Annotated in this window: 10 protein-coding genes; all 10 read left to right on the forward strand. The window is 73.0% G+C overall.

Annotation, left to right across the window (positions count from 1 at the left end; genetic code table 11):
- The first annotated feature begins 199 nt into the window (after nucleotides 1-199).
- From AB0O15_RS09465 to AB0O15_RS09510, 10 genes are read left to right on the forward strand one after another with little or no spacing between them, the layout of a single operon-like run.
- Entirely contained in the window at nucleotides 200-1,525 is a 1,326-nt protein-coding gene (locus AB0O15_RS09465) for a sugar transferase (RefSeq protein ID WP_364316233.1), read from the forward strand.
- A gap of 3 nt (nucleotides 1,526-1,528) precedes the next feature.
- Nucleotides 1,529-2,980, forward strand: a complete 1,452-nt coding sequence (locus AB0O15_RS09470) for an O-antigen ligase family protein (RefSeq protein WP_364316235.1) — start codon at nucleotides 1,529-1,531, stop codon at nucleotides 2,978-2,980.
- Complete coding sequence (murJ, locus tag AB0O15_RS09475; protein ID WP_364316237.1) at nucleotides 2,977-4,524, forward strand: murein biosynthesis integral membrane protein MurJ; 1,548 nt, start codon at nucleotides 2,977-2,979, stop codon at nucleotides 4,522-4,524. Before AB0O15_RS09470 ends, murJ begins: the two co-directional genes overlap by 4 nt.
- Nucleotides 4,524-5,213 carry a polysaccharide deacetylase family protein gene (locus AB0O15_RS09480; RefSeq protein WP_364316240.1) on the forward strand — a complete coding sequence of 230 codons (690 nt, stop codon included), beginning with the start codon at nucleotides 4,524-4,526 and terminating at the stop codon, nucleotides 5,211-5,213. The genes murJ and AB0O15_RS09480 overlap by 1 nt, the downstream gene beginning before the upstream one ends.
- Nucleotides 5,213-6,358 carry a glycosyltransferase gene (locus AB0O15_RS09485; protein ID WP_364316243.1) on the forward strand — a complete coding sequence of 382 codons (1,146 nt, stop codon included), beginning with the start codon at nucleotides 5,213-5,215 and terminating at the stop codon, nucleotides 6,356-6,358. The genes AB0O15_RS09480 and AB0O15_RS09485 overlap by 1 nt, the downstream gene beginning before the upstream one ends.
- Nucleotides 6,355-7,227, forward strand: a complete 873-nt coding sequence (locus AB0O15_RS09490; RefSeq protein ID WP_364316245.1) for a Wzz/FepE/Etk N-terminal domain-containing protein — start codon at nucleotides 6,355-6,357, stop codon at nucleotides 7,225-7,227. Before AB0O15_RS09485 ends, AB0O15_RS09490 begins: the two co-directional genes overlap by 4 nt.
- Nucleotides 7,224-8,480: a GNAT family N-acetyltransferase gene (locus AB0O15_RS09495; protein WP_364316248.1), complete on the forward strand. Its 1,257-nt coding sequence runs from the start codon at nucleotides 7,224-7,226 to the stop codon at nucleotides 8,478-8,480. Before AB0O15_RS09490 ends, AB0O15_RS09495 begins: the two co-directional genes overlap by 4 nt.
- Entirely contained in the window at nucleotides 8,477-9,712 is a 1,236-nt protein-coding gene (locus tag AB0O15_RS09500; RefSeq protein WP_364316251.1) for a glycosyltransferase, read from the forward strand. Before AB0O15_RS09495 ends, AB0O15_RS09500 begins: the two co-directional genes overlap by 4 nt.
- Nucleotides 9,706-10,881 carry a cytochrome P450 gene (locus tag AB0O15_RS09505; protein ID WP_364316253.1) on the forward strand — a complete coding sequence of 392 codons (1,176 nt, stop codon included), beginning with the start codon at nucleotides 9,706-9,708 and terminating at the stop codon, nucleotides 10,879-10,881. The genes AB0O15_RS09500 and AB0O15_RS09505 overlap by 7 nt, the downstream gene beginning before the upstream one ends.
- Before the next feature lie 10 nt (nucleotides 10,882-10,891).
- A complete protein-coding gene (locus AB0O15_RS09510) occupies nucleotides 10,892-11,746 on the forward strand; it encodes a glycoside hydrolase family 16 protein (RefSeq protein ID WP_364316255.1) in 855 nt (284 codons plus the stop codon).
- Nucleotides 11,747-11,792 lie beyond the last annotated feature (46 nt).

The following is an 11,792-nucleotide window of genomic DNA, read 5'->3' on the forward strand; positions in this document are numbered from 1 at the left end:
ACGTGAGAACCAGTCACGTTCAACATGACATTTGCGACTGTGTACGCCCCCCGACCGGCTGCGACCCTCATTTGCGACGCCGTCGTGAACGGGGGAGACCTTGTATCAATTCGCTTCCGTGGTCCGGTGGGGACGCAACACCGGCCAACGGGTACCGGCGCTGACCGAGTGCCCCTCGATCCCCTTACCCGTCCCGGTCGTGCCGGTTCGCGCCGCCACGGCCGGGCTCGGCGAAGCCGCCCTGCTGCTGCTGCTCGACAGCCTGGCGATCGCCGTGATCACCTACCTGACCGGCGCCGTGTCGCCCGCCGCGCTGCTCCTGGCGCTCGGGGTGGCCGGGCTCTACCGCTCCCGGATGAGCCACTCCGTCCTCGACGACCTGCCACGCATCGTGATCGCCACCGCCGTGGTGGTGGCCGGGGGCGCGCTGCTGGCCGCACCGGCCGGCCCGGCGCCCCGCGAGCTCGTCGCCGTCCCGCCGACCTGGGCCACGGTGCTGCTCGGGGCGGTGCTGGTCGCCCGTACCCTCGGGTATCGCCTGATCCGATGGCACCGCCGCCACCGGCCCGGCCGCGCCGCGATCGTGGTCGGCAGCGGTGACTTCGCCATCCGGGTGGCCGACGCGCTGCGTGACGACCGCACGTACGGCATCGCCCCGGTCGGCTTCGTCGGCCCGCCCGCCCTGACCCAGCCCACCCTCCCGGTGCTCGCCCCGACCGCCGACCTGGAACGCGCGGTCGCCCGGTACAAGCCGTTGCACCTGATCGTCGCGTTCCCCGCCATCCCGGACGCCGACCTGGTGCAGACGCTGCGCCGGTGCCGCCGCTACGGCGTGACCGTGCACGTGGTGCCGCGGCTGTTCGAGCTGGCCGTCGGGTGTGGACGGACCGAGTTCGTGCGGGGCATCCCGCTCGCCCGGTTGCGCCCCGAGCCGGCGCAGCTGCGGCGCTGGGCGGTCAAGCGGCTCATCGACATCGTCGGCTCGCTGGTCGGCCTGGTGCTGCTGGCACCGGTCTTCCTGCTCTGCGCGCTGCTGGTCAAGTGGGAGTCGCGCAAGAACGGCGTGCTCTTCCGGCAGGAACGGGTCGGCCGCGACGGCAAGCTCTTCACCATTCTCAAGTTCCGCTCGCTGACCCCCGCGGACGACCGGGAGTCGCAGGTCAAGTGGAACATCAACCACGACATGCGGCTCGGGAAGGTGGGCAAGCTGCTGCGGTTCAGCTCGCTCGACGAGCTGCCCCAGCTGGTGAATGTCCTGCGCGGCGAGATGTCGCTGGTCGGCCCGCGGCCGGAGCGCCAGTTCTTCGTGGACCAGTTCCAGCGCACCTACACCGGGTACGCCGACCGGCACCGCGTGCCGACCGGCATCACCGGCTGGGCGCAGATCCACGGGCTACGTGGCGACACCTCGATCGAGGAGCGGGTCCGGTTCGACAACCACTACATCGAACACTGGTCGCTGGCCCTCGACCTCAAGATCATTCTCCGTACGGTCGGCTCGATGCTCAGCATCCACCGGGTCTGACGCATGACAACACTCGACGATCTCCTCACCGTGCCCCCGCGCCGGCGCCCGGAAAACCTGCGCCGGCCGCGGCGCAACCCGCTGGCCGAGCTGGTGCTGAGCCCGCTGGCCGTGCTGTTCGCCGCGGGCACGGCCGTCAAGAACCGGCCGAGCATCCTGGTCGTCGCCAGCATCGTCGTGGTCTGCCTGCCCCCGGAGATCGGCAACCTCACCGGCGACGGCCGGATCACCGCGGCCGACCTGATCGCCGGCCTGCTGGTGGCGGTGCTCGGTTACCGACTAGTTGGTAACAACGGCGACCGGGCGCTGGCCGGACGGGGCTGGCTGCCGTTCGCCGGCGCGCTGGTCTCGTTCGCGCTGGCCACCGTGATCGCCTCGGACGTGCTCGCCTCCGCGGTCGGCTTCATCCGGTACGCCGAGATCTTCGTCCTGGTGCCGGTGGCGGTCGCGATGTCCCTGCGCGACCGCCTCGACGTCCGGCTCACCGCGGGCGCGATCATCGCGGTCACCGTGGTCGAGGGCGCGTACGGCGTCTACCAGTACCTGTCCGGCACCGGCGCCTCGTACGGCGGCGAGTTCGTCCGCGCGGTCGGCACGTTCGGCCCCGAGCAGGTCATGGCGCTGGCCGCCCTGCTCGGCTACGGCCTGGTCGTGACGCTGGCCCTCGCCCTGGCCATGCGGGGCCGGCCGCGGATCGGCCTGCTCGCGGTGTGCGGGTTCCTGGTGCTGGCGCTCGGTTTCACGCTGAGCCGGGGCGCCTGGATCGCCACCGCCGCCGCGCTGCTCGTGCTGCTGTTCGTCTGGCGCTGGCGCGCCGCGGCGTTCCTGTGTCTGATGGCGGTCCTCGGGGCCGCCATTCTCATGTGGTCGGCCGGCAGCGACGCCGACCCGTCCGGCAGCCGGCTCGACCAGCGGCTGACCAGCATCGTCTCGGTCGGCAGCTCGCCCGACCAGTCGGTCCGCGACCGGTACGCGCTGTGGGCCGCGGCCCGCGCGATCTGGGCCGACCACCCGGTGGTCGGGGTCGGCATGAAGGACTTCGTCGCCTACCGGGACAGCTATTCGAGCGTCGAGCTGTCGGCCGGCAGCGACGTCGGCGACCCCACCTCGGGCGTGACCCGGCAGGCGCTGATGTCGCCGCACAACCAATACCTGATGGTCCTCAGCGAGCAGGGCACGGTCGGCATCCTCGCCTTCGGCGGCCTGCTGGTGACCATGGCCGCCGGCGCGGTCCGCCGCCGGCGGGCGCACACGCTGCCCGGCGCCGAGGAGCGCTTCCTCGACCTCGCCGCGCCGGCCCTGATGGTCTGGACGCTCATCGACTGGATGTACGGCGACATCGGCGCCGGACCCAGCACCGTCCTGATGGCCACCCTGCTCGGCATCGTCGTCCGCCGCGCCGTGATCGTCCCCCGCCCCCGAACGGAAGAACCCCGAACGGTAGGACCCGCATGACCACGATCAAGCCGAGTCCCCTCCAGAAGACCCTCGTCCAGGCGACCATGATCACGCTGGTCGTGACGCTCTCCGGCTCGCTGCTCGGTTTCGTCCGCGACCTGTTCCTGGCCCGGTTCTTCGGCGCCGACGGCGGCACGGACGCCTTCCTGGTGGCCTGGACCGTGCCCGAGACCGCGTTCGCCGTGGTCGTCGAGGGCGGCATGTCGCTGCTGATGATCCCGCTGTTCAGCCGGGCCGTGGCCGAGGCCGACGGCGGCGACGCCGGTCTGTTCCTCCGGCGCGTGGTCGGCGCGACCATGCCACGCATCGTGGTGGTGCTGGTCGTGCTCGCCGGCGCCACCTTCCTCTGCGCGCCCTGGCTGGTGCACCTGATCGCGCCCGGGCTGGCCGACCCGGCCCTGGCCGTCACGTGCACCCGGCTGACCTCGATCACCGTGCTCACCTTCGGGCTGGCCGGCTATCTCAGCGCGGCGCTGCGGGCCAACCACGTGTTCGGTGCCCCGGCCGCGATCCACCTGGCGTACAACATCGGGATCTTGACCCTGATGGGCGCGCTGCACGGGTCGCTGGGTGTGGTCAGCGCCGCCGCCGGAGTCGCGCTGGGCAGCTTCTTCATGGTGCTGGTGCAGCTGCCGAGCTTCCTGCGGCACGTCGGCCTGCCGCGCCGGTGGCGCACCGGGGCGGCCACCGTGTCGCTCGCCGCGTTCCTGCCGATCACGATCTACACGCTGGTGCGGCAGGCGCAGGTGTTCATCGAGCGGTTCCTCGGCTCGTCGCTGGCCGAGGGGACCATCTCGCACCTCAACTACGCGCAGAAGGTCGCCCAGATCCCGATGCTGGTGGCCCTGCTGATCTGCACGGTCACGTTCCCCACGCTGGCCCGGAGGATGGCCGCCGGCGAGGCCGACGAGGCCCGCAAACGGCTCGAGGCCGATCTGCGTACGACCGCCGCGCTGATCCTGGTGGCCACCGCGTACCTGGTGGTGTTCGCCCCGGACATCGTGCACGTGCTGCTGGAGCACGGCGAGTTCACCGCCGCCGACACCGCCGCCACCGCCGGGATCATGCGGGTGTACGCCCTCGGCCTGCTCGGCCACGTGCTGGTCACCGCGCTGTCCCGGCCGTTCTACGCCGGCGAGGAACGCAACTGGTACCCGGCCATGGCGATGGGCGCCGGGCTGGTGGTGACCGGCGTGGTGGCCGCGATCGGGGTGCGGTCGTCCGGCGCGTACGCCATCGCCGCCGCCAACGGCCTCGGCATCAGCACCGCCGCGGTCCTGCTGCTGCTCGGCCTGCGCGACCGCATGGTGGCCCTGGCGCTGCCCTCGCTCGGCCTGGCCGGGCTGCGCCTGGTGTTCGCCGCGGGCGGGGCGGGCGGGGCCGGCTGGCTGGTCAGCCGGTGGCTGGGCTCGTGGCCCGCGCTCGCGGTCGTCCTGATCGGCGGCGTGGTGGTGCTGATCGTGTTCGCCGGGCTGGCCCGGCTGGCCGGGGTCGACGAGGCCACCACGGTGGTCGCCAAGTTGAAGGGACGGTTCCGCTGATGTCCTCCTTCCCGCTGGTGCTGATGTACCACTCGGTCGAGTCCTACACCGAGGATCCCTACCAGGTCACCGTCTCGCCGCGCCGGTTCGAACGGCAGATGCGCTGGTTGCGCCGGCGCGGGCTGCGCGGGGTGTCGGTGCGGGAGCTGCTCGCCGATCCCCGGCCCGGGCTGGTCGGCCTGACCTTCGACGACGGGTACGCGGACTTCGTACACGAGGTCCTCCCGGTCCTGTCGTCCTTCGATTTCACCGCGACGGTGTACGTGGTGGCCGGCTCGCTCGGCGGCCACAACTCCTGGGACACCCCGGGTCCTCGGAAAAACCTGATGACCGCGGCCGACATCGCCGCCGTGGCCGCGGCGGGCGTGGAGATCGGCTCGCACGGCTTCGCCCACGTCCGCATGCCGGAGGCCGCCGACCTGGATGTCCAGACCGCGCACAGCCGGGAGATCCTGGCCGATCTCTCCGGGCAGCAGGTGACCGGGTTCTGCTACCCGTACGGCGCGGTCGGCGAGCGCGAGGTCGAGGCGGTCCGGGCCGCCGGGTACGACTACGCCTGCGCGGTCCAGCCGACACCGGTGATCGGGCGGCACGCGCTCCCGCGCACGTTCATCGGCGACCGGGACGCCACCCACCGCCTCTACGCCAAGCTGGCCCGCCACCGGCTCACCGTCGGCAGGGCCGCCTGATGCGCGTCCTGCACGTCATCACCGGGCTGAACGCCGGCGGGGCCGAGCATCAGCTGCGCGTGCTGCTGCGCCGGCTGCCGCACGACTGCGAGGTGGTCACGCTCTCCAACCCGGGGCCGGTGGCCGAGGCGATCCGGGCCGACGGCACGACCGTGCACGAGCTGACCATGAAGCACAACCACGACCTCACCGCGCTGCCCAAGCTGCGCCGGCTGATGCGGGACGGCCGGTACGACGTGGTGCACACCCACCTCTACCGGGCCTGCCTGTTCGGCCGGGTCGCCGCCCGGCTGGCCGGCGTGCCGACGATCGTGGCGACCGAACACTCGCTGGGCCACGGCGTGATCGAGGGCCGCCGCACCTCGGTCGGCGTACGCCTGCTCTACCGCCTCACCGAACGTCTCGGCCACACCACCGTCGCGGTGTCCGACGCGGTCGCCGGCCGGCTGCGGGCCTGGGGTGTCCGCGAGGACCGGATCGCCGTCGTGCCCAACGGGATCGACGCGAGCGAGTTCACCTTCGACCCGCGGCTGCGCTGGGCCGCCCGGACCCGGCTGGGCATCGCCCAGGACGCGGTGGTGATCGGTGGCGTCGGCCGGCTCGAGCCGACCAAGCACTTCGACCGGCTGATCCGGGCCGTCGCCGAGGTGCCCGGCGTGACGCTGCTGCTGGTCGGGCACGGTCCGGCCCGGGAAGCCCTGGAACAGGTGGCCGACCTGCACGGCGTGGCCGACCGGGTGGTCTTCGCCGGGGCGGTCGGGCACGCGCGGGAGATGTTGTGCGCGATGGACGTGTTCGCGTCACCGTCCGATTCGGAGACCTTCGGCCTGGCCGTCCTGGAGGCGCTGGCCTGCGGGCTGCCCGCGCTCTACGCCGTGTGCCCGCCGCTGGACGAGCTCACCTCGCCGGGCGGCCACGGTCCGCCGGACGCGCCCGGGGCTCGTCGGCTGTCGGCGTACCCGGAAGCCCTGCCCCGCACGCTGCGGGCCGAACTCGCCTGCCTCACCGAGCGGCGCGGCGGCCGGCTGCCCATCCCCGATGTGGTGGCCCGGTTCGACACCGGCCGGCTGGCCGCATCCATCGACCTTCTCTACCGGCGGCTCGCCGGGCACACCCTGCAACACGTTGAAGGAGCACACGGGTGAAATCACGGGAGTTCCTGCGACGGCTGGTCCGCCGCTTCGGATTGCTGCTCTTGCTCACCGCGATCGGCGGCGGGGCCGGTGCGGCCTACGCGGCGATCAAGACACCGACCTACACCGCCAAGGCGTACGTGGTCACGATCGGCGCCGGGGCCGAGCCGATCGTCGCGCTGAACTACGCCCAGGCGTACGGCCGGATCGCCACCACCGGCCCGGTCCTGGCCACCGCCGGGCAGACCCTCGGCGCCGACCGGACCGGCCTCAACCGGGTGACCGCGTCGACGTCGCCGGACGCCCCGGTCATCGAGATCACCGCGATCGGCCCGTCGCCGTCGCGCACCGCGACCGTGGCCAACGCGGTGGCCAACTCGCTGATCTCCCTGGGTGACACCCGCAAGGGCGAGACCAGGGTGGGTCTGACCATGCTGGCCGCGGCCACGCCACCGGCCCGGCCGACCTCGCCCAAACCGCCGATGGAACTGGCCGTCGGGGCGGCGGCCGGACTGCTGATCGGCGGGCTGGCCGTGCTCGCCGGGGCCGGGCGCCGGTCGGAGGAGACGACGGCGCCGGCCACCGCTACCGCCGAGTCCGTCACCGTGGTCGCCGAGCCGGAACGGGTCTACGTCGAGGAGCCGGAGCCGGTGGCGATCACCAGCTTCTCCGGCATCTGGCGCTCCAAGCAGAAGGTGCTCACGGCGACGCCGGCATCCCCGCCCTCGCCCGACGAGGAGGCCGACTCGTCCGGCTCGTCGGACTCGTCGGACTCGTCGGACTCGTCCGGCTCGGTCGCCGAGCCTTCCGGCCAGGCCGATGACCAGGAGCCGGTCCGGGTGGTCGGACGGGCCGTCGTGTTCCGGGTGGAGGAGAAATGACCGCATCGCTCACGCATCCGGCCGCCCTCACCGAATGGTCGGTGGAGACCCGCCGCGGCGACGCCGCCTTCGCCGGCCTCGCCGCCGACTGGGACGCCTTGCACGCGCGTTGCGCCGGGGCCTCGCCCTTCCAGGCGTACGCGTGGCTGCATTCCTGGTGGCGCTCCTACGGCCGGCCCGGTGGACTCCGGGTGTTCCTGATCCGGCACGCCGGCACGCTGGTCGCCGCGGCTGCCTTCGAGGTGCGCCACCAGGTGCTCCACCCGATCGGCGGGGCGCTGGCCGACTTCACCGACGTGCTGCTCGACGATGAGGTGGCCGCCCCCGCCGCGCAGGTGCTGGCCACCGCGCTGATCCGCGACCGCGGCTGGCACACCGCCGACTTCGGCGAGGCCCGCCCCGGCGCGGTCACCGCGTCGCTGCTCGCGCCGGCCTGGCCCGGCCGCGTCCACGAGACGCCCGGGTCGCTCTGTCTCGAACTGGCCGCCGGCCCGTTCGACGACCTGGTCCGGGACCTCCCGTCGCACTCCCGCAAGACCGTCCGCCGCCGCCTCAACCAGCTCAAGAAGGCCGCCCCCGCGGTGACCGAGGTCGAGGCCGATGCGGCCGGCCCGGCGATCGCCGCGCTGCTGCGGCTGCACGAGCGGCAGTGGGAGGGCCGCGGCGGCAACCCGGCCCACCGGACGCCGGCCTTCGCCGAGCACCTGACCCGGTCGGTCGGCGCGATGATCAAGTCCGGTCAGGCCTCGTTGCTCGAGTACCGGTTCGACGGCGAGCTGCTCGCCTCGTCGCTGCTGCTGATCGGCAACGACCTGGTCGGCGGCTACTTCTTCGGGGTCGACCCGGCGCTGCGCGGCAAGGTCGACGTGACCACGATGCTGCTCGCCGACGCGCTGCCGCTGGCCCACCGGCTCGGCCTGCCGACGATGAGCATGTTGCGCGGCGACGAGGCGCACAAGTCGACGTGGCGCCCGGTCGTCGTGCCCAACCGGCGGCTGCTGTTCGTGCGGCCGGGCAGCGTGGCCGGCACGCTCTACGCCCGGGGCGTCCTCGCGCTGCGCCGGCTGATCGCCGAGGCCAAGACCCGCACCCCTTGGGTCAAGCGCCTGCGCGACCGCCTCCGATGGCGCTCGCCGAAGCGCGTGTTGCCTATGCGCGCTCAGAGCGGCGCCGCCGAGCCGGTTGTGCCTGCCCAGCGTGAGCCCAGGGTGTTGCCTATACGCGCTCAGAGCAAAGGCGAGGGGGAGCGGTGACCGTCACCGTTCTGCATGTCGCCCAGCCACGGGAGGGTGGCGTGGCCGGCTATGTGCTCGCTGCCTGCCTCGACCAACTGGCCCGCGGCTGGAACGTCACGGTGGCCTGCCCGGACGGCGGGCTGCTGGCCGCCGAGCTGGCGAGCGCGGGAGTGCCGCGGCTGCGCTGGCCGGCCGTGCGCAGCCCGGGGGCCGAGGCGCTGGGCGAGACACTGCGACTGCGCGGGATCATCGAGCGGGTCCGGCCCGACGTGCTGCACCTGCACGCGGCCAAGGCGGGGCTGGCCGGGCGGCTCGGCCGCGCTCAGGGCCGGCCGGTGCTGTTCCAGCCGCACGGCTGGTCGTGGCTGGCCGTCGAGGGGCGGCTGCGTCAGGCCACGCTGGCCTGGGAACGCGCCGCCGCCCGATGGACCGACCTCTTCCTCTGTGTGGGTGACGCGGAAGCCGAGCAGGGTCGGAAACACGGCGTGCTGGGTGACGCGGGGGTCGAGCTGGGCCGGAGACACGGCGTGCTGGGTGACGCGGAGGCCGAGCAGGGCCGGAAACACGGCGTGCTGGCCGCGCGGGGGCGGACGCCGGCCCGGCGTGGGCGGTTCGCGGTGGTTCGCAACGGGGTTGATCTGACCCGGTTCCCGACGGCGAGCGAGCACGATCGGGTCGAGGCCCGGCACACGCTCGGGCTGGATCCGGGCGCGCCGCTGGCGGTGTGCGTCGGCCGGGTCACCCGGCAGAAGGGCCAGGACGTGCTGCTCGCGGCCTGGCCGGAGATCCGGCGGCGCTGCCCGGCGGCGCGGCTGGCGCTGGTCGGTGACGGCGATCTGCTGCCGGCTCTGCGGGCGCGGCCGGAGCCGGGCGTCCGGTACGCGGGGGCGAGCACCGACGTCCGCCGATGGCTGGCCGCGGCCGACGTGGTCGTGCTGCCGTCGCGCTGGGAGGGGCTGTCGCTGACCGTGCTGGAGGCGTTCGCGAGCGGCCGCGGCGTGGTGGTGAGCGACATCCCGGGGCTGGCCGAGGTGACCGGGCCCGAGGTGGGCGCCCGGGTGCCCGCCGGCGACCCGGTCGCCCTGGCCGTGGCGGTGGCCGACCGGCTGGCCGGTGCCGACCTGACCCGGCGGGAGGGTGCGGCCGCCGCCCGGCACGCCGCCACCTTCGATCTGCGGCTGACCTGGGACCGGCTGGCCGCCGAGACGACCGCGGCGCTGCGCGGGAAGAAGGAGCTTGCGACATGGTGACGACGTACGCGTACGACCTGGCCGACCCGGCCTTCTGGCGGTTGCCGGAGGCGGAACGACTGGACGCCTTCCGCGGGTTGCGGGCTCTGGGTGTACCCCAGCGGTTCGGTGATTTTGTCGCTCTGGTGAAACACGCGCACGTGGTCGAGGCGAGCCGGAAGAGTGACGTCTTCATCAGCGGGACCGGTGTCACCACGCCGCGGCCGCCGCGCTGGGTGCGGACCGTGTTCGGCGACTCGATGGTCAACCTGGACGACCCGCGGCACGCGCGGCTGCGGGGCGTGGTGAGCAAGGCGTTCACGCCGCGGGTGGTCACCCGGATCGCCGGCGACGTCACCCGGCTCGCGGTGCGGATCGCCGAGGAGGTGCGGGAGGGGCGGCCCGAGGACTTCGTCGAGGCGGTCGCCGGGCGGCTTCCGTTCGAGGTCATCTGCGACATGATGGGCATCCCGGCGTCGTACCGGCCGGAGGTCCGCGCCCAGGTGGACCACAGCACCGAGCGCACCGGCGGGCGGTTCCGCGTACCCGGCAAGAACCTTCGCGCCCTCGCCCGCCTGCACCGCGTGGTCGGCGAGGTGGCCCGGCAGCGACGCCGGGAGCCGGCCGACGACCTGATCTCGGCGCTCGCCGGCGCCGGCCTGAACGCTCGTGAGCTGGGCTCGTTCTTCTCGTTGTTGCTGGTGGCGGGGGTGGAGACGACCCGGAACACGATCGCGCACGGGCTGCGGCTGCTCACCGACCACCCCGATCAGCGGGCGCTGCTGCTGGACGACTTCGCCGAGCACGGCGCCGGGTTCGTCGAGGAGGTGGTGCGGCACAGCTCGCCGATCATCCAGTTCCGCCGCACCGTGGCGCGGGACCACTCGCTCGACGGCCATCCGCTCAGGGCCGGCGAGGACGTGATGCTCTTCTACACATCAGCCAACCGGGACGAGGACGTGTTCGACGCCCCGGACGCCTTCGACATCACCCGCAGGCCGAACCCGCACGTGGGATTCGGCGGCGGCGGCCCGCACTTCTGCCTGGGCACCTCGTTGGCCCGGCAGGAGGTCACGGCGACCTTCCGCGAGCTGCTGGCCCGGATGCCCTCGATCCGGACCACCGGCGAGCCGGAGATGGCGCCGTCGAGCTTCGACAACCGGATCGCGCGCCTGCGGTTCACGTTCTGAGGTGTTATTGATGCGCCGATACATCGCCCTGGCCACCGCTCTCCTGACCCTGGCCGCCTGCTCGCAGCAGGCCTACGAGGACACACCGGTGTCGCTTCCGCCGCCGCCGGCCGAGGCGCCGCCGCCGTCCGCCACGGCCGGGGGACCACCGCTGCCGGCCGGCCAGACCGAGGGCTGGGACCTGGTGTTCAGCGACGAGTTCGAGGGCGCCACGCTCGACCGGCAGCGCTGGGACGACCACTCGACCGCCGAGCCGGACATGGGCCGGGGCAACCCCGGCAACCAGCAGCTCGAGTGGAACCAGGCGGCCAACTGCCAGGTGCGGGAGAACGCGCTGGTGATGACGGCCCGGCGGCAGGCGGTCAACGCGGCCTCCGGCACCCGGTACGCGTGGACGTCGTGCCTGATCACCAGCACGCCCTCGTACAAGTTCCAGTACGGCTACATCGAGGAACGCTCGGTGCTGCCCTCGGCCAAGGGGTTCTGGCCGGCCTTCTGGACCTGGCAGGCGCGCGGGGTCGACAAGCACACCGAGACCGACGTGTACGAGTTCTACTCCGACAACCACGGCCGGCTCTACGGCACCCAGTTCTCCGGGGCGCGCGCCCGCTGCGACATCAAGCCGGAGTTCGACCCGACCGGCGACTGGCACACCTACGGCGTGGCGATCGAGCCCACCGGCACCACCTGGTACATCGACGGCATGCAGGTGTGCTCGTCGCCGGCGACCTCGGACGGCGAGACCAACATCATCTCGAACCTGGCCGTCTACTCGAAGATCCCACCCGATGCGGGTACGACCGTCGCGTCCAAACACGTGGACTACATCAGGGCCTGGCAACGCCCCGGAGCAGGCAACCCTTAGGCCCCATTCCAAATTCGCCCTCAGGGGGAGCCGCCCCGAAAGTGAA

Source organism: Actinoplanes sp. NPDC089786, from assembly GCF_040684855.1.
In the GTDB taxonomy this organism is placed as follows: domain Bacteria; phylum Actinomycetota; class Actinomycetes; order Mycobacteriales; family Micromonosporaceae; genus Actinoplanes.